Source organism: Sinomonas humi (assembly GCF_000802235.1).
In the GTDB taxonomy this organism is placed as follows: Bacteria; Actinomycetota; Actinomycetes; order Actinomycetales; family Micrococcaceae; genus Sinomonas; species Sinomonas humi.
Genome location: NZ_JTDL01000036.1, coordinates 1 through 22,848, shown reverse-complemented (window position 1 = coordinate 22,848; position 22,848 = coordinate 1). Strand labels below are relative to the sequence as shown.

The following is a 22,848-nucleotide window of genomic DNA, read 5'->3' as shown; positions in this document are numbered from 1 at the left end:
GATCCATGGGGTGGAACATGTTCGTCGGAAAGCACCCTGAGTCGGCGAGGTCTCACGCCGAGGCCAGAGGCACTCAACACCTCCGGCCCCACCGCCGACCGGACCTGAGTCCGGCGGCCTGCCGCCCGTCCCACGCTAGAAAGACGGGGGCGTGCTCCTCGCACGAGATCAGGAGAAAGAATCATGAAGGCACCCAGGACGGCCATGGCCGGTGTCGCCGTCGCGGCCCTCGCGGCAGCCGCATTCGCCACTGCAGCGCCTGCTTCGGCCAGTTACGGCGGCAAGGCCGCCTACCAGATCGCCCTCTCCGACAACATCAGCGGCAAGCAGGGCGGCGGCGTGTGGATCTGGTGGGCGCTCAACAGCGACGGCACCGGAGACTACAGCGGCTCGGACTGCGGTCACGGCGGGGGCGGAGCTGCCTCAGACAAGGGCGATGTCACGTGGAACTACTCCACGGACGGGACCCAGATCATCATCCACGGGACGGTGCTCAACGGGCTCGGCGGGTACGAGTCGACCGTGACGATCCCCGCCACCTTCGGCCACTACACCGGCACCGACGAGAGCTTCCTGACACTCCCCGGATTCCTCCCCGGTGGGATCGGGAACGCCCAACTTCAGGTCTCACCCTGACCTAAGCGGGTACGCCACGACGGCGCCCAGCAGGAAGGCAGCCACCAGAACCCTGCTGGGCGGTGCCCCGGAGACCGAACGCCGTTGGGGCAGGAAATTCAGCATCGGCGACCTCAACGCGCCACCGCCAGCCCACGGGCGAGGAGTTCTCGAACAGAAGGTGAACTATCGGTGAAGTGCCCCCAGAGGGCAGTTACCAGCCGGTAGCTTAGTGGGCCGTGACTACTACCCGCCGCAGTTTCCTCTCGGCAGCGTCCTTCGGGGCCCTCGGCGCCGTCGCCCTGGCTGGGCATGCCCCGTCGTCCGCGCGGAGCGTCGCGCCTGCCTCCCTGCCTGTCGACCCCGGCACCGCCGGAATCGACCACATCGTCGTGGTGATGATGGAGAACCGCTCGTTCGACCACTTCCTCGGCTGGCTCCCCGGCGCCAACGGGAAGCAAGGCGGGCTCACCTACGTCGACCGCTACGGGGTCCCGCACGGGACGCACCACCTCACAGACTTCCAAGGGTGCGGCCACCCAGATCCCGACCACTCTCAGGAGGGCGGGCTCATCGAATACAACAACGGGAAGTGCGACGGCTGGCTGCGCGCAGGCGAGAACGACGACTTCGCCGTCGGCTATTACACCGATGCCGACCTGAAGTTCTTCGCCCAGGCCGCCCCCGGCTGGACGGTGTGCGAGAACTACTTCGCCGCCGTCATGGCCGAGACCTACCCCAACCGCTTCTACCAGCACGCAGCTCAGACCGACCGTCTCCATAACTCGACTGCCACCGCGACCATCCCCACCATCTGGGACCGCCTCGCCGCAGCCGGGGTGAGCGGGAAGTACTACTACTCCGACGTGCCGTTCCTGGCCCTGTGGGGCACCAAGTACCTGCCCATCTCGGCACCGTATTCGGGGTTCCTCAGCGACTGCGCGGCCGGCACCCTCCCGTCTGTGAGCTTTGTGGACCCCCGGTTCACGGACGAGAGCTCCGGGACCTCAGGCGACGATCATCCGCACGCCGATGTCCGCTCGGGTGAGCTCTTCCTCAACGAGGTCTACCAAGCCGTGACGGCGTCGCCGCAGTGGTCCCGGACACTCCTCGTGGTCAACTTCGATGAGTGGGGCGGCTTCTACGACCATGTCGCCCCGACCACCGCTCCAGATGTAAGCCCGACGACGGCGCTGCGCGGCTTCCGCGTCCCGGCCCTCCTGGTCTCGCCGCTCGCCCGCCGAGGCGCGGTGGCCTCTGGCACGTACGACCACACCTCAGTCCTCAAGGCCATCGAGTGGCGCTGGAACCTGCAGCCCCTCACTCCGCGAGATGCGAACGCCGCCAACATTGCCGAGGTCCTCGATTTCACGTCAGCGCCCGACCTCAGCGCACCGGCGTACGCCGTCCCGCCGTTCGCGGCGGGTGCGGCCTGCACACCGCTGCCGGGAGGGGACCCCGAGGACGAATGGAAGCCGCTCAGGGACCGAGCTGTCTCGGAAGGATGGAAGCTCTCATGATCCGCTCAGACCTCGCCGCCGCCACGCAGCGGCGGCCGCTCGCCGTCGTCCTCGCGGCCGCGGCCGTGCTGGTGCTCGCCGCCGTGGCGCTCGTGCGCGGCGGAGCCGGTCAGCAGGCACACGCCGCCGGCCCGACCTCCCAGTACTTGCCCGCGAGCTCCCACGTGTTCGTCATCAACCTCGAGAACAAGGGCTACGACGAGACCTGGGGATCGTCCTCGCAGGCCCCCTACCTTTCGCAGACGCTGCGCTCGCAGGGCGTCTTGCTCAACAGCTACTACGGCACCGGCCACAACTCGCTCGACAACTACATATCCGAGGTCTCGGGGCAGGGCCCGAACAGCCAGACCCAGGCTGACTGCCAGACCTACTCCCCGTTCGTCCAGAGCGGCACGGCGGACCAGGGCCAGGCCGTCGGCAGCGGGTGCGTCTACCCGTCCGGCGTGCAGACAATCGCCGACCAGCTCACCGCCGCAGGCAAAACGTGGAAGGGCTACATGGAGGACATGGGAACCGCCTGCCGCCATCCGCAGCTCGGCGCGGTGGACGACACCCAGAAGGCCCGGGTCGGCGACCAATACGCCGCCCGCCACAACCCGTTCGTATACTTCGCGGGCATCACAGGATCCCCAGACTGCGCGGCCAAGGACGTCGACCTGTCCGCCCTGAGCGGGGACTTGGCGTCTGCGTCGAGCACCCCGGACCTCTCCTTCATCACCCCGAATCTGTGCCACGACGGCCACGACTCGCCGTGTGTGGACGGCGAACCGGGCGGGCTCGTCTCGGCCGATGCGTGGCTGAAGCAATGGGTTCCCGTCATCACCAACTCGCCCGCGTTCAAGAAGGACGGCGTCTTGGTCATCACGTTCGACGAATCGGACGGTCCGCAGCAGGATGCGAGTGCGTGCTGCGGCGAGGGGCCCGGCCCCAACGCGGCCCTCCCTGGGATCACGGGGATGGGCGGCGGCAGGGTCGGGGCGCTCGTGCTATCGCCCTTCACTGCGGGCGGGACGTGGTCGACGACCCCGTACAACCACTACAGCCTGCTCGCGAGCATCGAGGACCTCAAGGGCTTGCCCTACCTCGGCTATGCAGGTACGCCCGGCCTGAACCGGTTCGGGCTCGATGTGTACAACAAGGGCGTCTGACCCCCTACCAACGACGTCGGGCCGGAACTCGAGGTTGGGCAGGATGCAGCGGCGGCGCCGCCGGGCTCGGTGCGGGAGGCCGCCCGGGCGGACGAGGCAGCATCCGGTTGGACGCCCGGCCCGGGGGAAGGATGAAACCATGAAGCGTCTCTTCGCCAGCGTACGAATCTCCTCAGACGACCTCGAAAAGGCTCTTTCCGGCCTCTCAGACCATGGGATCGAGGCAAGCGGCGGCCCGGGCACTCCTCGCGAAGCAGAGGGGGCGACGATCACCGCCGAGGTGCAGGTGCTGGAGGACGAAATGTCCGTGTCGGCCCGGCGGGAACTGCTGGCGAGGATGCGTGGGGCGCTCGAGGACGTGGGCATCGGGATCGAGGAGGCAGGGTTCGCAGAATCGGCGGACAGTCCTGACGCCTCGCAGTTCACTGTGAGGGGCGCGGTGCCGGACGGAAGGACTGCGGTGTTCTTCGCGCGGGATTGGGGCGAGTTCGACCGGCAGTTCGAGACGGCCTTCGGGCGGCAGAGGACAGACGACGACGTGGTCGAGGTCGAGAGCCCGAAGGAAGAGGGCTCGGGCTAGCTGGGGGGATCACGCCGTCGTAGGAGCGAGTTCGGGCCCGCCGCCCCGCTGCTCTGTCACTCGCGACGCCGGGTGGGATATGCTCCGGAACATGGCACCGAGGAGTTTCCTTCAATGGCCTGTCGTCCGGCAGGTGCGCACGGGCGATCTGCTGGGCCGTGGGCCCTCGGTGACCTCGCCCCGGACGAAGGCAATCGGCCCGAGGACAGCCACCGCGGATCGCGTCGTGCAGAGTGTGTGCCCGTACTGCGCCGTTGGGTGCGGGCAGCGCGTGTACGTCAAGGACGAGAAGGTTGTCCAGATCGAGGGCGATCCGGATTCGCCGATTTCGCGCGGCCGGCTGTGCCCCAAGGGCTCGGCGAGTGAGCAGCTGGTCAATTCGCCAGGCCGGCAGACGCGCGTGCTCTACCGTGCGCCGCGCTCGACTGAATGGGAACATCTGGATCTGGCCACCGCCGTCGATATGATCGCGGACCGGTTCATCGAGACGCGCCGCAGGACTTGGCAGCAGGAAGACGAAGCAGGCCGGCTCGTGCGTCGCACGATGGGCATCGCTTCGCTGGGCGGGGCGACGCTCGACAACGAAGAGAACTACCTGATCAAGAAGCTCTTCACAGCCGCCGGGGCGGTGCAGACCGAGAACCAGGCCCGCATTTGACACTCCGCAACGGTTCCCAGTTTGGGAGCCTCGTTTGGGCGCGGTGGTGCAACGCAATCCCTGCAGGACATGGCCAACGCCGACTGCATCGTCATCCAGGGCTCCAACATGGCCGAGTGCCATCCTGTGGGCTTCCAGTGGGTTGCGGAAGCGAAAGCCCGGGGAGCGAAGGTCATCCACGTCGATCCTCGGTTCACGCGCACCTCAGCGGTTGCTGACAAGCACATCCCCATCCGGGCCGGCTCTGACGTTGTCCTTCTGGGCGCCCTCATCAACTACGTCATCACCAACGACCTCTGGTTCAAGGAGTATGTGAGCGCGTACACGAACGCGGCCACGCTGGTCCATGACGACTATCGCGACGCCGAGGATCTCGGCGGCCTGTTCTCCGGCTTCGACCCGGAGACGGGCGCGTACGACAAGGCTTCGTGGGCCTACGCCGAAGGAGAGGGCGGCACGATCGACGAGCCTGGAGCTGGCTCGGAACATGGCGCCGATGCTTCGGCCCGCGCCGCTGGCCACACGTTCGGCAGCGGAGGCCCGGCCCTCGAGCATGCCCAAGTGCAACGTGACGACACGCTGCAGGACCCGAGGACCGTCTTCCAGATCGTCAAGCGGCATTACGCCCGGTACACCCCGGAGATGGTCCAGGACATGTGCGGCATCGAAGTCGCAGACTTCGAGTATCTGGCCCGCACCATCTCGGAAAACTCAGGGCGTGACAGGACCACCTGCTTTGCCTACGCCGTCGGCTGGACCCAGCACTCCCTTGGAACGCAGTTCATCCGTGCCGCCGCCATCCTGCAGCTTCTGCTCGGAAACGTGGGCCGTCCCGGCAGCGGGATCATGGCCCTGCGAGGCCATGCGAGCATCCAGGGCTCCACGGACATCCCGACCCTCTTCAACCTGCTGCCCGGGTACCTCCCCATGCCCAGCGCCGGCCGCCACGACACCCTTGGCGACTATCTCGGAGCAATCGCCTCGAAGAAGCAGAAGGGATACTGGGCGGACGCCGATGCCTACACGATCAGCCTCCTGAAGGCTTGGTGGGGCGAGGCCGCGCGGGAGGAGAACGACTGGGCCTACGACTACCTTCCCAGGCTGACCGGAGCGCACGGCACCTACGAGACCGTGATGGGCATGCTCGCCGACGAAGTGGAAGGCTATTTCCTCCTCGGACAGAATCCGGCCGTCGGCTCGGCCCATGGGCGGATGCAGCGGCTGGGCATGTCGCACCTGAAGTGGCTCGTCGTCCGCGACTTGAACCTCATCGAGTCTGCCACGTGGTGGAAGGACGGCCCGGAGATCGAATCCGGGGAGCTGCGCACCGAGGACATCGAGACCGAGGTGTTCTTCCTCCCTGCAGCAAGCCACGTGGAGAAGGCGGGATCGTTCACCCAGACGCAGCGGCTGCTGCAGTGGCGGCACCAAGCGGTCGCACCGCCGGGGGAGTGCCAGAGCGAACTGCAGTTCTTCTTCGAGCTGGGCCAGCGGATCCGCGAGAAGCTGGCGGGCTCCGACGACGAACGCGACCGCCCGCTGCTCGATCTCACCTGGGATTACCCCACGGATGAGCACGGCGACCCGGAGCCAGAGGCAGTGCTCGCCGAAATCAACGGACGGCACCTGGACGGGCCGGACGCGGGCAAGCCCCTATCGGCGTACACGGAGCTTCGCCCCGACGGTTCGACGTCGGCCGGCTGTTGGATCTACACCGGCGTATACGCCGATGGCACCAACCACGCGGCGAATCGCAAGCCCGGCCGCGAGCAGGGACCTGCGGCCCCGGAGTGGGGATGGGCGTGGCCTGCGAACCGGCGCATCCTCTACAACCGCGCATCGGCCGACCCCCAAGGGAAACCCTGGAGCGAGCGGAAGAAGTACATCTGGTGGGACGAGGACCAGAGGCGATGGGTGGGCGACGACGTGCCCGACTTCCCGGTTGACCGCGCCCCGGGCAGCCAGCCCGACCCTGCCCTCGGCGGTCCGGCGGCGCTCAGCGGAGACGACCCCTTCATCATGCAGGCCGATGGCAAGGGCTGGTTGTTCGCGCCCACCGGACTGGTCGACGGTCCCCTCCCTACCCACTACGAGGCTCAGGAGTCCCCGGTGGCCAACGCGCTGTACACGCAGCAGCAGAGCCCGGCCCGGTTGGTGTTCCCCCGCCCGGACAACCTGAGTGCGCCGAGCGCGGGCTCCAGTGGTGCGGACGTCTATCCCTACGTCTTCACCACCTACCGGCTCACGGAGCACCATACGGCGGGCGGGATGAGCCGGTGGCTGCCGTACCTCTCAGAGCTGCAGCCGGAGATGTTCTGCGAAGTCTCCCCGGAGCTCGCCGCCGAGCGAGGATTGGAGCCCTATGGGTGGGCAACGATCATCTCGCCCCGCTCCGCCATCGAGGCGAAGGTCATCGTCACTGAACGGATGACACCGCTGGCGGTCGGTGGCCACACCGTGCACCAGATCGGGCTGCCCTACCACTGGGGCGTCGGGAAGAACGCCGTCGTCAGCGGGGACGCGGCCAACGATCTGCTGGGCGTGACGTTGGATCCCAACGTCCAGATCCAGGAGTCCAAGGTCGCCTCCTGTGACATCCGTCCCGGCCGCCGGCCGCGCGGGGCGGACCTGCTGGCCTTGGTTGCGGAGTACCAGGCCCGCGCCGGAACGACCATCGAGACCGGCAACCGCGCGGTCACCGATCCAGCCGCCGAAGGCATCGATCCCGGCACCGACTCGACGATGGAGGACTAGATGGGCCAGCTGTCCGGACCGACCGATCCCGCCGCCGACGCCCACTGGGAGCACAGCCATCCGAGGAAGGGGTTCTTTACTGACACTTCCATCTGCATCGGCTGCAAGGCCTGCGAAGTCGCCTGCAAGGAGTGGAACCACAATCCCCAGGACGGGAATCTGGAGCTGCTCGAGTCCTCCTACGACAACACGGGAGCGCTGGGTGCCAGTACCTGGCGGCACGTTGCCTTTGTAGAACAGGGCCGGGAACGCATCGCCGAGGCACGGGAGTCCGGGCGTGCCCTCGTCAACCTGGGCATGCCCCCGATCGGTCCTCCTTCGGCGGCTCCGGCCATTGCTCCTGATCTTGCCGAGGTGGACACGACACCGCCGGACACAGCCGACTTCCGATGGCTCATGTCCTCTGACGTCTGCAAGCATTGCACGCACGCCGGCTGCCTCGATGTCTGTCCGACCGGGGCGCTCTTCCGCACAGAGTTCGGCACAGTGGTGGTGCAGGACGATGTGTGCAACGGCTGCGGGACCTGCGTCGCTGGGTGCCCCTTCGGAGTGATTGAGCGCCGCCGCGACGGGACGGTCGCGGTCGCCGCCGAGCGGGAGGACCAGCACGCCCAGCATCCTGCTGTCCCCAACGTTGGCATCGCCCAGAAGTGCACGCTGTGCTACGACCGGCTGGTTGCCGACGAGACCCCTGCCTGTGCCAAGGCCTGCCCGACGACCTCGATCAAGTTCGGCGACCACGACGACATGGTGGAGACGGCGAAGGAACGGGTCGCCGACCTGCACGCGCAGGGCCTCACAGAAGCGAGGCTCTATGGCGCGAACGAGCTCGACGGCGTGGGCGGAACCGGATCGGTCTTCCTGCTGCTTGATGAGCCGGAGGTCTACGGGCTCCCACCGGACCCGAGGGTGCCCACGGCCGATCTGCCGACGATGTACCGGCGGGCCGGAGTGGCCGTCGTCGGCATGGTTGCCGCAGCCGCGTTGGCTTTCCTGAGAGGACGGGCGTGACCCATTCGGATTTCGACAGCTTTCGACCGCCTGAGCCTGCCCGACGCCGTCGGCCGGACGGCAAGCGCGGCGGCCGGCGTCGAGACGGCGGTGACGGATCCAGGGAGATGCCCATGGTTCCGGAGCCGGAGTTCACCTCGTACTACGGCCGTCCAGTGGTCAAGCCTGCGCCCTGGGGCGACGACGTTGCCGTCTACCTGTTCCTGGGCGGCGTCGCTGGGGGTTCGGCCCTGCTCGGCCTCGGCGGCCAACTGACCGGACGGCCGACGCTGCGACGGAATGCCCGGTTGAGTGCCCTCGCGGCAGTGAGCGTCGGTGCTGTTGCCCTGGTCAAGGATCTGGGCAGGCCCGAGCGCTTCCTCAATATGCTGCGGACCTTCAAGGTCACCTCACCGATGAGTGTCGGCTCGTGGATTCTCAGCGCCTTCAGCACGGGCACGGCTGTTTCGGCGGTGGCGGAGATCGATCGCCTCAGCAACGATCGTCTGCCTCTGGGGCCGTTGCGTAGCGTGCTGCGGGCTGTCGAGGGGCCGGCCGGCTTCGAGGCCGCGCTCTTCGCCGGACCGCTCGCGGCATACACGGCGGTCCTGCTCGGGGATACGGCCACGCCGACGTGGAACGCTGGTCACGAGGAGTTGCCGTTCGTCTTCGTGAGCTCGGCGACTCTCGCCTCCGCCGGGTTAGCCATGATCACCACTCCGGTGCGCGAGGCCGGTCCCGCCCGCACCCTCGGCGCGCTCGGCGTGGTGGGTGAGCTGATTGCGATGCGCGTGATGGAGCATCGGATGGATCCGGTCGCAGCGGAGCCCCTGCGCCAGGGCAAGGCCGGTGCCATGCTGAAATGGAGCGAGCGGTTGGTGGCCGCCGGTGGCGCGGGGACCCTGCTGGCCGGACGCAGCCGCGCAGTAGCCGTGGCCTCGGGGCTGTCGCTGCTAGCGGCCTCGGCCCTTACCCGATTCGGCGTGTTCGAGGCGGGCCTCTCCTCAGCCAGGGATCCGCGCTACACGATCGAACCGCAGAAGACCCGGCTCGCGCGGCGCCGCGCGGCTGGCATCACTGACGATTCGATTACGACGGCGGGCTGACTGGGCGGCCGCGGGCTAGCGGACCTCTATGCCCTCGCCCACCGTGGTGTGGCCGACGACGGGGTGACCGGGCAATTCGCCGACGACGAGCAGGCCGCCGGAGGTCTGAGCGTCGGCAAGGAGGAGCAGATCGTCCTCCGAGACGCCGGAAGCGGCCCGCACGTGGGGCCGCACCCAGTCGAGGTTGCGCCGCGTCCCGCCGGAGACAAAGCCATCCCGCAGCGCCTGCCGAGCCCCTTCCAGGAGGGGCACCGCCTTCAGATCGATCACTGCGCCCACGCCAGAGGCACGGCACATCTTGTAAAGGTGTCCCAGCAGCCCGAAACCCGTCACGTCCGTGACCGCCCGCAGGCCGGCCACGACGGCGTCCTGCGACGCATCGCGGTTGAGGCTCGCCATCGTCGCGACCGCTTCGGGGAAGACCTCGCCCGTCTGCTTGTGCCGGTTGTTGAGCAGCCCGACGCCGATCGGCTTGGTCAAGGTGATCGGCAGCCCTGGCTTGGCGGCATCGTTGCGCAGCAGCCGGTCGGGATGGGCGACGCCGGTTACCGCCATGCCGTACTTCGGCTCGGGATCGTCAATGGAGTGGCCTCCGATGACGGGGCAACCAGCTTCGGACGCAACGCTCAGGCCGCCCCGGAGGACTTCGGCCATCAGTTCCGGTGACAGCTCACCCCGGGGCCAGCCGACCAGGTTGACCGCCATGATCGGGCGGCCCCCCATCGCGTAGATGTCCGAGAGGGCGTTGGCGGCGGCAATTCGGCCCCAGTCGAAGGCATCGTCGACGACGGGGGTGAAGAAGTCCGCGGTGGAGAGCACTGCCAAGTCCTCGCGCACCAAGACCGCTGCAGCGTCGTCGCCGCTGTCAAGGCCTACCAGCACGTCCGCACCGGGCTGGCCGACGAGACCGCGGACCACATCTTCGAGTTCGCCGGGAGGAATCTTGCAGGCGCAGCCGCCACCGTGGGCATAGCCGGTCAGCCGGGGCGCGCCGAGCGCACTGTCGACGAGCTGCGAGGGTGACGTCGGGGCCTCATTCACCCGCTCAGCCTACCCCTGCAACCAACTGCTAGATTGGGCTCCGGTGGCGTCCGGGTTCCTGGTGGGCTCCCCGGTCTTCAAAACCGGTGAGGCCGAGCATCTCGGCCTGGCGGGTTCGATTCCCGTCCGCCACCGCCAATCAACGCCCAGGCGATGCCGCGACGAGGAGGGGATGTGGACAAGGTCGATCCGCGTCGCCAGATCCCTCGCACGAACGACCTGCTGGCGCTGCCGGCGGTCCACGAGGCCCGCACCCGGCTGAGCGAGCGCGTCATCCGCGAACTCGTCCGGGAGGTCCAGGCCCGGGCACGACGCGGTGACATCCCTCCCGGACAGGTGGAATCGGCGCTGCTGGCGGCGGTTGCCGCGCGCAGGGCGACGACGCTCCGCCCGGTGCTGAACGCCACCGGTGTCATCGTCCACACCAACCTCGGCCGTGCTCCGCTCTCAGCCGGTGCGGTCGAGGCCCTCGTCGCCGCAAGCGGCTACGTCGATGTGGAGCTGGACTTGGCAGACGGGCGCCGCTCCCGACGCGGTGCCGGTGCCCGAGCTGCACTGCTCTCCGCCTGTCCTGCCGCCGAGGACGCTTTGGTGGTCAACAACGGTGCCGCTGCTCTGGTCTTGGCCACAACGGCCCTCGCCGCAGGCCGGGAGGTGGTGGTAAGCCGCGGAGAACTCGTTGAGATCGGTGCAGGCTTCCGGCTGCCCGACTTGATCGAATCGACGGGCGCGACGCTCCACGAGGTTGGGACCACCAACCGGACGCACCTGCGCGACTATGCCGGTGCCCTCGGACCGGCCACGGGATGCATCCTGAAGGTCCATCCGAGCAACTTCTGGGTCGGCGGCTTCACCTCCGCGGTTCCACTTGATGAGCTGAGGTCTCTCGCGGACGCTAACGGCGTGCCACTGGTTGCAGACCTCGGCAGCGGGCTGCTGGAGCCCGACCCGCACCTACCGCACGAGCCCGACGCTGCCACCGCCTTGGCGAGCGGGGCCGACGTCGTCATCGCCAGCGGCGACAAGCTGCTGGGCGGCCCTCAGGCGGGTCTGCTGCTGGGCCGCAAGGAGGCCATCGAGCGGCTGTCCCGCCATCCGCTCGCCCGTGCCGTCCGGGCTGACAAGCTCGCGCTCGCCGCTTTGGAGGCCACGCTCGCCGGCGCGGCGCCACCGGTTGTCGAAGCGCTGCATGCCGACGTGGAGCAGCTTCGGCGCCGGACCGACAGGCTCGCCCAAGCTCTGGGTGCACCTGTCGTGGAACATGAAGGCCGGGTCGGCGGCGGCGGCGCCCCCGGCTTTGCTCTGCCGGGCTGGGCGATCCGGCTTCCGGAGGGGCTTGCCGGCCTTCTCCGAACCGGAGACCCGGCCGTGGTCCCGCGCGTCCACGCCGGCTCTTGTCTGATCGATCTGCGCTGTGTGCCCGAAAGGGACGACGACCGAATCCTCGAGGCTGTACGGCATGCGCTGGCAGCCCTCGGGACGGCGAGTGCGGGCAGGGCCGGCTGAAAGGTGCAGGTCGTTGCCACAGCCGGTCACGTCGATTCCGGGAAGAGCACTCTGGTGCGTGCGCTCACCGGCATGGAGCCGGACCGCTGGGAGGAAGAACGGCGCCGCGGGCTGACCATTGACTTGGGCTATGCCTGGACCCGGCTGCCGTCGGGGCAGGAGGTCGCGTTCGTGGACGTGCCCGGCCATGAACGCTTCCTCGGCAACATGCTCGCCGGCATCGGGCCCGCCCCCGTAGTCTGCTTCGTCGTCGCCGCCGACGAGGGCTGGCAGGCGCAGTCAAGCGATCACCGGGACGCCGTCGCTGCCCTGGGCATCGAGCACGGAGTCCTGGTCCTCAGCCGAGCTGACCGGGCGTCCGGACAGCAGGTGGCGGACGTGCTCTCGCAGGCCCGGAGCGAGCTGGCGCGGACCGGGCTGCGGGACGCGCCCGCAGTCGCTGTCTCCGCCGTCGACGGCACCGGACTGGACGACTTGCGGGCCGCGCTCGACGGCGTTCTAACCCGAGTGCCTTCCCCCACCACCCTTGGGCGCGTCCGGTTGTGGGTGGACCGCTCCTTCACTATCACCGGTTCCGGGACCGTAGTGACCGGAACACTGGGGGCAGGAAGTGTGGCTCAAGGCGACCGCCTGCAACTGCTCGGCCAATCCGGCTCGCGCCCTGTCGTGGTCCGTGGCCTGCAGAGCCGCGACACGGCCTACACATCCGTCGGGCCGGTCAGCCGAGTGGCGTTGAACCTGCGCGACGTCGCCGCCTCGGAGGTCCGACGCGGAGACGCGCTCGTCACCCCGGACGCGTGGCACACCACGGGTGTAGTGGGCATCCAGCGGACGACCGGCACGCCCTACACGGACGTGCCGGAGCAACTGATGGTTCACGTTGGCACTGCGTCTGTGCCTGCCCGGCTGCGTCCCTTCGGAGCAGACTACGCGCGGCTCGTCCTCCGCAGACACCTGCCGCTCGCCCTCGCGGACCGCCTGGTGCTACGTGACCCGAGCAGCCGCTCCGTGCTGGGCGGCGCTCGCATCCTCGACGCCGATCCGCCGTCCCTGCGTCGGCGAGGCGAGGGCGTCCAGTGGGCGGAGCGGCTTGCGGCCATGGATCCCACTGGAGACGTGCTGGGTCACGTCTCGGCACGCGGCGCGGTGCAGGTGCAGCATCTGCGCCGGCTCGGGCTGCTTTCCGAGCAGGACGCGAAGGCGCCCTCAGGAGTGAGGGTTCTCGGCGATTGGTGGGTTCACGCTCCCGTCGTCGAGGCGTGGCAGCATCGGCTGCGCGCTGCAGTCCAGGACCTGCACGAGCGCGATCCTCTGGCCCCGGGCCTGTCCATGGGCGCTGCGCGGAACCTGCTCGAGTTGCCCGACGAGAGGCTTCTCGCACCCGTCGTCCGCGGTGCGGGCCTCGAACAGGACGGCGGCCACGTCCGGCTGCCGGGAAGCGATGGCGAGCTCGGCGCCGTCGGGACGGCCGTCGCCGAAGTGGAGCGAAGGCTCGCCGCGAACCCCTTCCAGGCTCCCGAGGCCGACGAGCTGGCCGCACTGGGGCTCGGAGCTCGGGAGCTGGCTGCGGCAGAGCGCGCCGGACGTGTGCTGCGGCTGCGCGACGGCGTGGTGCTTCTGCCCTCCGCGCCTGCGCTGGCAATGCGAACCCTGGCCCGTCTGGAACAACCGTTCACCACGAGCCAAGCGCGTCAGGCGCTCGGCACCACGCGCCGGATCGCGGTTCCGCTGCTTGAGCATCTCGACTCGCGCGGATGGACCCAGCGGTTGGACGCCGGTCACCGTCAGGTGGTGCGCTGACCAGAAGGCGACCGCGCGCCCCGAGCTGTCCTAGTCGGCGCGCTCGACCGCGCGTCGGAGCAGCACGGCTGCAAGGACCGCGGCGAAGAGGATGATCGTTGTGGCCGCCGGGCGCCCGCTCCGCGAGACGTGCCGGAGTTCCCCGGAGGCCGATTTGACGGCGTCGGCGATCGCGTTCTGCCCGGCCCGAACAGCCCCCCTGCCCGCTGGCACCGGGGCTTCGGACACCGCATCGGCCAAGTTCTCTGCTGCCTCGGCCAGCCGGGCGGTCGCTGCCCTTGCTGCAGCCTCGGCCTTCTGGGACCCCTTCGTGGCAGCCAGGCTTACCCTTCCGGCCACCGGGGGAAGGGCGTCGAGCCGGTGGCGGAGCCCGTCGAGGACTTCGTCGAGCCCGCCCCGGACGCGAGGCGTCACCCGGTCCAGGCTCGACTCGATCCGCGTGATCGAATGACGGATGGCTGCTTCCGCCGCCGATGCGGTCGCCTTGACATCAGAATTCGTCGTCCCCATGAGGGCCTCCTGTTCGCGGGCATGTGCGACCAGAGTACGTCCTCTGCCCGATCTGGGCGCCCGCGCCGACTTCAGAGGCCGAGGATCAGGAGCGTCTCGGGTGCGGGCTCGCCGGCTGCGGCGGAGAAGTCGTCCATGGCGGCGAGGAGCGCTGCCCGTTGGGGCTCGCCGAGGCGGTGAAGGATCTCGGCGAAGGCTTGGCGGCGCCTTTCGGTGGCTTCCTCGACGATTGCTGCGCCTTTGGGCTGCAGGGCGATGAGGACTTCCCGCCGGCTGTCGGGGCTCGGTTGCCGGGCCACGAGTCCTGATTCCTCCATCCGGTCCAGGAAGCGGCTGAAGGTGGAGGGGACGCTGCCGAGCTTTGCGGCGAGGATCCCGATCGGGACGGGTCCGGAGCTTGCCAAGACGACTAGGACTCGGAACTGGGGGAGCGTCACCGATTCGAGGGCTTCCGCGACGGAGCGGGCGACGACGCCGAGCAGCGCGCGTGAGGCGCGCAGGACCGATTCGACCTCGTCGTAGGCCCCGCTGCCCTGCGCCTGGCGGTCCATGGGTGCCATTGGGGCCTCCTTCCCTGCAACCTTCTTAGACAATCCTCTTAGAGATATGTGCCCTCTCAGAGATATGTGCATTCTGCACATATCTTGATTCTACAGCCCCGCGGCCGGCTCGGCGTCGGATCCCTTCCCCTCGAGATCGTGACGGAGGAGAATCGGGAGATCCTGCGCCTGCGCTTCCGGAAGGAACTGGGCCAGCAGGGAATCGTCACGCGCCTCGGCGCGAGCCAGATGGAAGGCTCCGCTCCCGCCGAGGCCCCCGACCGTCGTCGAACTCGGATGGCCGCATAGAAGGGCCCTCGGTGCCCCGCAAGGCAGTTCGTTTCCTCTCGCCGAGAGAGGGCAAAACATGAGCAGCGCAACATTTGCAGAAGTGCAGCTGTCGTCAGAGAGGACGAGGGGAATGCACCTGAGGACAACCGCCCTGGCCCCGGTGTGAACCTGGTCTACCAATCAGCACAATGAACGCCATCGGGAGAAGGCCATGAAGATTGAGTCTTTGCTATTCGGAGCGCTGTTCGTCTTCCTCGTTCTTGCAAACATCGTCTACGGCTTCATGACCAACTGGTCCGAATTCGCGGGGGGCATACCGCTGGGTCTGGTCGCAGGGATGTGCATCATGATCGCGACCTATCTCTGGATCACGGGGCGGCGCGTTGGCACGAGACCGGAGGACCGGGAGGACGCTGAGATCCACGAGGGAGCGGGGGAGCAGGGCTTCTTCAGCCCCTGGAGCTGGTGGCCGATTGCGCTGGGCGCCGGGTGCGCCGTATCGGTCCTCGGGCTGGCCATCGCCTACTGGCTCATGCCGATCGGGGCAGGGTTCGCCTTCATCGCTCTCATCGGCTGGGTGTTCGAGTACAGCCGCGGCAGCCACAGCCACTGACCCCGTCTATGCCTTCGACCGTGCTGCCTCGCAGCCCTCCGCAGTTGTCGTTTCCCTTCCCGCCTTCGCGGGCATTTCTAGTGCGAGGCTGCAAGGAGCGCGAACTGCTGGGAGTATCCGTGCCCCCCACAGCTTCCGATCCGATATGTACAAAGTCCGATATGTACAAGGGGCCCCCCGAGGGCTCAAAAAAGAACAAGAACACCTGCTTGACCAGGAGGACGTCATGGCGGCGAACACAGCGAACACCGGCAACACGGGCAACACGGGCAACGAGAAGGAAACGACGACTAGCCCTGCAACCACGGGTGACAACCGGGGAATGGGGGGCCAGGAGATCTCCTTCACGGTCCCGCAGATCCCGGCACTGAACGAGCTCATGGAACCGAAGCGGCTGCTGTGGTTCGGGGGCCTCGCCGCGGCCGGGGTAGTCGGAGCGCTGGAGTGGCCCGTCGTGGCCGCGGTGGGCATCGGAAGCTACGTCGCGGAGCGGTTCGCCGAATCCAACCGGCGCCGGAGCGGGCAGTAGCACCTAGATGCCGTTCTTCCCGTCGCTACTGCAGGCACTCGTCGAGCCCGCCCGGCAGCTGGGGGTCCCCTCGCTTCCGCAGCGGCTGCTCGACGCGGTCGTGCCCGACCGGGTAGCAGGCCGACGGGCTTGGGCCATTGACGGCAAGGCTGCCATTGAAGCAAGAGGTGTCAACCGCCCCGGCAGCGGACGGTACATCGAAGCGCTTCAGTCGGCCTTGGAGGAGCATCCCGCGGTCCAGTGGGCGAGGGTCAATTCCCCTCTGGGCCGCGTGGTCGTCTCCTTTCCTCAGGATGCGGCGGGAGACGATCCCCGGGCCCGCTCACTGCTGGGCGAGCTCGTCCCAATTGTCGAGCGGGTGGAGGCGGAGTTCGCTGAAACCGCCGACGACGGGGGGCGGGAAACAGCCGACGCCCCCACGGACGCGGTCTCGGCCGAGAGGGCGGCAGTCGAGCTGGGGGCCGACGTCGTCGGGCTTGCCGGAGCGGTCGCGGTACGAGCCCTCGGCGCCCCTGTTCTCCCTCAGGAGATCGCGGCCGCTGCCTCCGTCGTGGACAGCACCCCCCGGCTCAGGAAGGTTCTCGAGGCGCAGCTGGGGCAGGGGAACGCCGACCTCGTGCTCGCCCTCACGAATTCCGCTGCTCAGGCCATGGCCCGCGGAGTCGTCGGCCTGGTCGTGGACGCGGCACAGCGAACTCTTGCCTTGGCCGAGGCCAGAGCCGAGTCCGCCGCGTGGAGGCAGCAGGCCGGCGGGCTTCTCGCATCCCCCGAGAGGGCCGCCGCGCCCCCATCGGTCGTGGAGCGCCCGCAGAAGCTTCCCGCCGGTCCGGTGGAACAATGGGCCGACCGCGCCGCAGCCCTCGGGGCGGCGGGCTTCGGTCTCGCAATGGCCGCGACGGGCCAACCGAGGCAAGCCGTCGGTTTCGCCCTCGCCTCGCTTCCCAAAGCGGCCCGAACGGGCCGTGAGGCATTCTCGTCCTGTCTTGGCAGGCACCTTGCGTCCAAGGGCTCCCTCGTCCTCGACCCAGGCGCACTGAGGCGGCTGGACCGGATCGATGCCATAGTCTTGGACGCCGATGTCCTCGTCACTGGCCCTCACCTCCTGGGACGGATCCTCACCCTGCCGGGTTCCGATCCCGCGATCGTCGCCGAGAAGCTGCACTCCCTGTTCCGGCCCGACGCCGCATTCTCCGTTCGCTCCGACGGGGACTGGAACCTCGCTCCGCTCGACGACCTCGAGTTGGAGGGGCGACGGGGTGCGAGGGAGCGCGCGAAACTCGAGGGGGCGGCGTCGGCCGTGCTCGGCCTCGCACAGGGCCGGCGTCTCATGGCCGTCGCGGCCGTAGTCGAGGAGCCCCACGAATCGCTCGAGGCGCTGACAGTCGCCGGACACAGGTCAGGCGCTCGGCTCGTCCTCGCGGGACGAGGCGCCCCGAGCCTGTCCCTCACAGCCGACCAGATCCTCCCAGGTGGACCTCGCCTCCCGGCGACTGTCAGGAGCCTTCAGGGCGAGGGCCGCGCCGTCCTGCTGGTCTCCCATCGCCGGGACGCCCTGGCTGCAGCCGACGTGGGCGTCGGGGTGAGCCGCGCGGGAGATGATGCCCCGCCTTGGGGCGCTCACATCCTCGTGGGAAAGGATTACGCCTCGGCGGCCCTCCTGATCGAAGCATGTGCGGCAGCGGCCGAGGTGAGCAGGCGCAGCGTGATGCTCGCAGAGGCCGCCACCGCCATCGGCGGCATCTCGGCCACCTCGGCGGCAGCTGGTTCCGCTGCCGCACCACGGTCGCTCCTCGCTGTGAACATAGCGGCGGCCATCTCGCTCGCATCAGGGGCCTGGTCGGCGTCACGGCTCGTCCGCGCCCCGCTCAGCCCCCCTGTCTCCCGGGTTCCGTGGCACGCGATGCCCGCAGACGCCGTCCTCGAGGCGCTCTCGGCGTCCCGCCATGGCCTGGCTCGGGAGGAAGCAAGGCGAAGGCGGCAGGGCTGGGAGCCGGGAACCCCGTCAGTCATGGGCCTCCCAGCTGCAGTGGTCGAAGAGCTGAACAACCCTCTGACCCCCATCCTGGGTGCGGGTGCGGCCCTCTCCGCTGCGATCGGAGCCATAGTCGACGCTGGCCTCGTCGCGGGCGTCACTGTCCTCAGCGCCGTGATTGGCGGCGTCCAGCGCTCCCGCACAGACCGCGCCCTCGGAGAACTCCTGGCCAAGAGCGCCCTCACCGCCCGGGTGCTGCGCGACGGAGAGGAAATCCACGTGCCCGCGGAGCAGCTCGTGCCAGGCGATGTCGTCCTGACCGGCCCGGGCGAAGTGGTGCCTGCCGACTGCCGCATCCTCGATGCCATGGACCTCCAGGCCGACGAATCCTCGCTGACAGGCGAACCCTTCCCGGTGCGCAAGTCCGCGGCTCCCGTCGTTGCGGACGTCGTCGCAGAGAGGTCCTCGATGCTCTATGAGGGGACGACGGTCGCCGCAGGGCGTTGCGCCGCGGTGGTCGTCGCGACGGGTTCCTCGACCGAGGCTGGCCGCAGCATGGCGGCGACTCGGCCCGGCTCGGCCACGGGCGGTGTCGAGGCCAGGCTCGCCCGCATCACAGACGTGACCCTGCCCATCACGCTCGCATCAGCCGTCGGCGTGGTCCTCGCCGGGCTATTGCGGGGGCGGCCCTTCAGAAGCACTGTCGGCGCCGGGATCAGCCTGGCGGTCGCAGCGGTGCCCGAGGGACTGCCCTTCCTGGTCACCGCCGCACAGCTCGCTTCCGCCCGGAGGCTCTCGAACCGGGGGACGCTAGTGCGCAACCCCCGCACGATCGAAGCCCTCGGACGCGTCGACGTCCTCGGCTTTGACAAGACTGGCACCCTCACCGAAGGCCGCATTGCATTGGACGCTGCCAGCGGGCCGGCCGGGAAGCTGGTCCCACTGAATGACCCGCAGCCGATGACACTGCGGGTCCTGGCCGCGGCCTTGCGCGCCACCCCGCAGGCCCAAGGCCGACGCCCGCTTGCCCATATGACCGACCGGGCGATCGCCTCCGCAGCCCACGCCGTCGACGTGACCCGCCGTCTGGGAGCCGAAGGCTGGAAGAGGACCAGCGCCCTTCCGTTCGAACCCTCACGGGCCTACCACGCCACGCTCGGCTCCTGTCAAGACGGCGGCCTGCTCAGCGTGAAGGGGGCGCCGGAGACGATTCTGGCCCACTGCACGCTGACGATGGCGGGCAAGCGGCAGCGGGAATTGGACGAGGCCGGCCGCGCTAAACTCCTGCGTCGCGTCGAAGAGCTCGCCTCGCAGGGGTACAGGCTGCTGGCCGTGGCCGAACGGCACTTCGACAAGAGCCCCCGCCGCCTCGAGGAGGGACATGTCCGGGAGCTGGCCTTCCTTGGCTTCCTGGCCCTCACGGACCCGGTCCGCCCCGCGGCCGCGGCCTCCGTCGATGCCCTCCGCGCCGCCGGGGTGCAGATCCTGATGATTACGGGCGACCACCCGGGAACTGCTACCGCGGTCGCACGTCGCCTCGACCTCTTGAATGACGGCGGCCGGGTGATCACCGGAAACGAGGTCGACTCTCTGAGCGACAGCGAGCTTGCCCGAATCCTCCCAGAGGTCGCGGTGGTCGCACGCAGCACCCCGGCCCACAAGGTGCGCGTCGTCCAGTCGCTCCAAGCCTTGGGCCGGACGGTGGCCATGACAGGCGACGGCGCGAATGACGCGCCCGCCATCCGGCTCGCAGACGTCGGGATCGCCCTCGGGCGGCGCGGGACACCGGCCGCCCGTGCGGCCGGGGACCTCGTGGTCACCGACGACAGACTCGAGACGATCATCGCCTCGCTCATCGAAGGGAGGGCGATGTGGGGCTCCGTCCGAGAGGCCCTCGGCATCCTCGTCGGAGGCAATCTCGGGGAGATCGCGTTCACCCTCCTAGGGGCGCTGCTCACCGGCCTGTCGCCACTGAAGGCCCGCCAGCTGCTGCTGGTGAACCTCCTCACCGACCTTGCGCCTGCCCTGGCAGTCGCTCTGCGTCCGCCGCACGCGGACTCGACCGCCGACATGCTGGCAGAAGGACCAGAAGCCTCCCTGGGTTCAGCCCTCACGAGGGAGGTGGGGCTGAGGGCGGTGCTGACAACGGCTGGAGCAGGAGCGGGGTGGGCAGCAGCCAGGATGATCGGGCTGGGGCCAGCGGCGCCCACCGTCGCCCTGGTGTCCCTCGTCGCCACTCAGCTCGGACAGACCTTCACGACCGGGGGCCGCGCCCCGGGCGTGGCGGCCAGTGGGGCAGCCTCCCTGGCCGCCCTGGCCGCCGTGATCCAGACCCCCGTACTGAGCGCCTTCTTCGGTTCGGTGCCGCTCGGACCGCTCGGATGGGGGATCGCCGGTGCCGCGAGTCTCGCGGTTGTCCTCTTCGGAGTGGTCCGGGCCCGGGCTCAGGCTCAGGAGTCGGCGCACAGGGCAGTGGAGACCCCAGCAGAGACTACAGATCCTCGGGCGGCTGCATGAGTGCTGACAGAAGAAGAACCCTTGATCCTCCGTATCAACCTATTTCTCGTCACGGGAGAGACCATGACCACAACCACTCAGGCCCGCGCTGAGGGGACCTACTCGAAAGCTGCGGAGAAGGCGACCAAGCACCACAGCGTCACCATCAAGTTCGAGGGGCTCGGGTCCATCACGCTTCCGCCCGTCGAGGACCTCGGCTTCCTCGGCGGTCTGGGCGTGCTGGCAGCAGCCGGCATCCTAGAATGGCCCCTCGCGGGGATTCTCGCCGCCGGCCACATCCTCTCGAAGAGCTCGAGCCACAGCGCCTTCAGGGCCTTCGGAGACGCGTTGGAAGAAGCCTGAGACCAGGAGCGCGGTAAGGGTTCGGCTTCAGCCGGCCTCGGGTCTCCCGAACATCCCTCCGGGGTTGGCCGAACCCTCGGCGTCCAACTGGACCAGGACTTCGTCCTCGGGTTCGAGGACCGTCGACGAGCGCACTTGGACGGGCCTGCCGTGACGAAGGACGAAGCTGATCCACATGTCCTTCCCGAGGCCGAGGTCTCCTACCGCGCTCCCGTCGGCTTTCGATCCCGCAGATACCCGGTAGCGGTGCAGTCCTCGAGGGGGCTCCGCGAACCGAAGGCCCAGTCCCCAAGGGGTGGGCTCCACAGCGCGCATCGGGACCCGGCAGCGGGAGGCCACCCAGGGGACGAGGCCTCCCTGGACCAGGACGGAGAACGCCACCGCGACGAAGATGATGTCGTAGATGCGAGTGGCTCCCGACTGCCCCGAGCTGAAAACGAAGGTTCCAAGGAGGATCGGCACGGCTCCCTTGAGCCCCGACCACAGCACGAAGATGCGCTCCCCGAGGGAGAGCTTCACCGGGAGGAGGACCAGGCCGACGAGGACGGGCCGTATGATCAGCGCGAGCAGGACCGCAAGCCCGAGGCCGATCAGCCAGGCGGCGCCGTCGGCGAGGGTGCGCAGGTTCACGGTGAGACCGAGGACCACGAATACGACGATCTCGGCGATGCTCGATAGCGCCGTGTGGAAGCGCGCGATCTCGCCCTTGTACGGGGCGCGCTGATCCCCGATGACGATCCCTGCGACGAACACCGCGAGGAACCCAGACCCGTGTGCGACGGTGGCAGCACCGTAGAGCACCAAGGCCCCTGCGAGGACACGGAGCGCATAGAGCCCTTCGCCGGGCAGGTGGACCCGGCGCATGAATACCCCGAGCAGGAGGCCGCCCCCGATTCCCACCGCCCCTCCCACGGCCAACTGGAGGAAGAAGGTTCCTGCCGCACTCACGAAGCCGGTCCCGCCCGCGCCGCTGGCGGAGAGCAGGGCCACCATCAAGGCGATCCCAACCGGGTCGTTGGCCCCGGACTCTCCTTCGAGGATTACCCCCGACCGGCCTTTCACCTCGCGGCGGCCCAGCACGGAGAAGACGACGGCGGGGTCAGTGGGCGACAGCGCAGTGCCGAGCACCAGGGCGGCAGGCCAATCCAGATGGAACAGCCAATGGGCAGCGGCGGCCACCCCGGCGGCCGTTGCCAGGGTCCCAGCCACCCCGATCCACAGGACCGGCAGCGCCGCCGTTCGGAACCGCCTCCACCCGACCTGCATCCCGCCGTCGAACAGGACGATCGCCAGCGCGACCGTCACGATCCGCTGAACTGCCCGGGGAGAAATCTGGCCCAGCCCCGGGAACAGGTCGGATGCCACGGCCGCGCAGACGAGAAAGACCACCGGAGCCGGTATCCGCAGCCTCGAGCTGATCCGATTCGAGAGCACCGCAGCCAGAGCGGCGACGGCGACGACAAGGACCACCAGCCCGAACGTCCCCACGTCCTCCAACTCACGGCCTCCTTTGCCCGACGCGGGAATTCGTCGGATCCATGGCAAGCGTTCTCAGCTCAGGGGAAGGGCCCTCGATCAGCTGTCCTTTCCGTGGGGGAGGAATTCTTGGGCTTTGGTCTTGATGCCTTCGCGGAGGACGCCCCAGACGCTGTCGTCGCCTTTGAGCATGGCTTTGGCGCTGTTGAGTGCCTGTTCGAGGGTTGCGTGTGGGGGGATGGGTGGGATGTCGGGGTCGGTGCGGATGTCCAGGAGGGTGGGCCGGTCGGCGTGGAGGGCGTTCTCCCAGGCGGTGGGGAGCTGGTCGGGGTCGGTGACGG

General features: G+C 68.8%; 18 protein-coding genes, 1 tRNA gene and 1 pseudogene. 15 read left to right on the top strand and 5 right to left on the bottom strand.

What is annotated here, in order from left to right; translation table 11 throughout:
• The first annotated feature begins 183 nt into the window (after window positions 1-183).
• The 7 genes from LK10_RS02330 to nrfD all read left to right on the top strand — a co-directional run bounded on the left by LK10_RS02330 (window position 184) and on the right by nrfD (window position 9,371).
• Window positions 184-636: a hypothetical protein gene (locus LK10_RS02330; protein ID WP_043119832.1), complete on the top strand. Its 453-nt coding sequence runs from the start codon at window positions 184-186 to the stop codon at window positions 634-636.
• A 218-nt stretch (window positions 637-854) separates the two neighbouring features.
• Window positions 855-2,135 (top strand): alkaline phosphatase family protein, encoded by a 1,281-nt coding sequence (locus tag LK10_RS02325; RefSeq protein ID WP_043119831.1) that lies wholly within the window; start codon window positions 855-857, stop codon window positions 2,133-2,135.
• Entirely contained in the window at window positions 2,132-3,283 is a 1,152-nt protein-coding gene (locus LK10_RS02320; protein ID WP_052206850.1) for an alkaline phosphatase family protein, read from the top strand. Before LK10_RS02325 ends, LK10_RS02320 begins: the two co-directional genes overlap by 4 nt.
• 139 nt (window positions 3,284-3,422) lie before the next feature.
• Complete coding sequence (locus LK10_RS02315; RefSeq protein WP_043119830.1) at window positions 3,423-3,863, top strand: hypothetical protein; 441 nt, start codon at window positions 3,423-3,425, stop codon at window positions 3,861-3,863.
• A 91-nt stretch (window positions 3,864-3,954) separates the two neighbouring features.
• Entirely contained in the window at window positions 3,955-7,275 is a 3,321-nt protein-coding gene (gene fdh / locus LK10_RS02305) for a formate dehydrogenase (protein ID WP_081998211.1), read from the top strand.
• The gene (locus tag LK10_RS02300; RefSeq protein ID WP_043119828.1) at window positions 7,276-8,286 is read left to right on the top strand and encodes a 4Fe-4S dicluster domain-containing protein; all 1,011 of its coding nucleotides are present in this window, start codon (window positions 7,276-7,278) and stop codon (window positions 8,284-8,286) included.
• Window positions 8,283-9,371 (top strand): NrfD/PsrC family molybdoenzyme membrane anchor subunit, encoded by a 1,089-nt coding sequence (gene nrfD, locus LK10_RS02295; RefSeq protein WP_043119827.1) that lies wholly within the window; start codon window positions 8,283-8,285, stop codon window positions 9,369-9,371. The genes LK10_RS02300 and nrfD overlap by 4 nt, the downstream gene beginning before the upstream one ends.
• 15 nt (window positions 9,372-9,386) lie before the next feature.
• Here the strand turns inward: nrfD and selD are convergent, their stop codons facing one another.
• On the bottom strand, window positions 9,387-10,412 hold the full coding sequence (gene selD, locus LK10_RS02290; protein ID WP_052206849.1) for a selenide, water dikinase SelD: 1,026 nt from the start codon (window positions 10,410-10,412) through the stop codon (window positions 9,387-9,389).
• 42 nt (window positions 10,413-10,454) lie between these two features.
• On the opposite strand from selD, the gene LK10_RS02285 reads away from it, so the two are divergent.
• From LK10_RS02285 to selB, 3 genes are all read left to right on the top strand, one after another.
• Window positions 10,455-10,550 (top strand) — tRNA-Sec (locus tag LK10_RS02285).
• A 36-nt stretch (window positions 10,551-10,586) separates the two neighbouring features.
• On the top strand, window positions 10,587-11,918 hold the full coding sequence (gene selA / locus LK10_RS02280) for an L-seryl-tRNA(Sec) selenium transferase (protein WP_043119826.1): 1,332 nt from the start codon (window positions 10,587-10,589) through the stop codon (window positions 11,916-11,918).
• A 3-nt stretch (window positions 11,919-11,921) separates the two neighbouring features.
• The gene (selB, locus tag LK10_RS02275; protein WP_043119825.1) at window positions 11,922-13,718 is read left to right on the top strand and encodes a selenocysteine-specific translation elongation factor; all 1,797 of its coding nucleotides are present in this window, start codon (window positions 11,922-11,924) and stop codon (window positions 13,716-13,718) included.
• 30 nt (window positions 13,719-13,748) lie between these two features.
• Here selB and LK10_RS21665 read toward each other — a convergent pair whose 3' ends face one another.
• Window positions 13,749-14,228: a hypothetical protein gene (locus tag LK10_RS21665; protein ID WP_043119824.1), complete on the bottom strand. Its 480-nt coding sequence runs from the start codon at window positions 14,226-14,228 to the stop codon at window positions 13,749-13,751.
• A 71-nt stretch (window positions 14,229-14,299) separates the two neighbouring features.
• Complete coding sequence (locus tag LK10_RS21660; protein WP_197061827.1) at window positions 14,300-14,788, bottom strand: MarR family winged helix-turn-helix transcriptional regulator; 489 nt, start codon at window positions 14,786-14,788, stop codon at window positions 14,300-14,302.
• An 84-nt stretch (window positions 14,789-14,872) separates the two neighbouring features.
• On the opposite strand from LK10_RS21660, the gene LK10_RS02260 reads away from it, so the two are divergent.
• From LK10_RS02260 to LK10_RS20685, 5 genes are all read left to right on the top strand, one after another.
• Window positions 14,873-15,076: a hypothetical protein gene (locus tag LK10_RS02260; RefSeq protein WP_043119823.1), complete on the top strand. Its 204-nt coding sequence runs from the start codon at window positions 14,873-14,875 to the stop codon at window positions 15,074-15,076.
• A gap of 193 nt (window positions 15,077-15,269) precedes the next feature.
• A complete protein-coding gene (locus LK10_RS02255; protein WP_043119822.1) occupies window positions 15,270-15,671 on the top strand; it encodes a cytochrome c oxidase subunit 4 in 402 nt (133 codons plus the stop codon).
• 226 nt (window positions 15,672-15,897) lie between these two features.
• Complete coding sequence (locus LK10_RS02250) at window positions 15,898-16,200, top strand: hypothetical protein (RefSeq protein WP_043119821.1); 303 nt, start codon at window positions 15,898-15,900, stop codon at window positions 16,198-16,200.
• A 7-nt stretch (window positions 16,201-16,207) separates the two neighbouring features.
• Window positions 16,208-20,689, top strand: a complete 4,482-nt coding sequence (locus tag LK10_RS02245; RefSeq protein WP_052206848.1) for an HAD-IC family P-type ATPase — start codon at window positions 16,208-16,210, stop codon at window positions 20,687-20,689.
• A 63-nt stretch (window positions 20,690-20,752) separates the two neighbouring features.
• Window positions 20,753-21,031, top strand: a complete 279-nt coding sequence (locus LK10_RS20685) for a hypothetical protein (protein WP_156143995.1) — start codon at window positions 20,753-20,755, stop codon at window positions 21,029-21,031.
• 27 nt (window positions 21,032-21,058) lie between these two features.
• On the opposite strand, the gene LK10_RS02235 is transcribed toward LK10_RS20685, so the two are convergent.
• Entirely contained in the window at window positions 21,059-22,519 is a 1,461-nt protein-coding gene (locus tag LK10_RS02235) for a cation:proton antiporter domain-containing protein (protein ID WP_231567556.1), read from the bottom strand.
• 87 nt (window positions 22,520-22,606) lie between these two features.
• Window positions 22,607-22,848: pseudogene (locus LK10_RS22160) on the bottom strand (thiamine pyrophosphate-requiring protein); the annotation flags it as partial.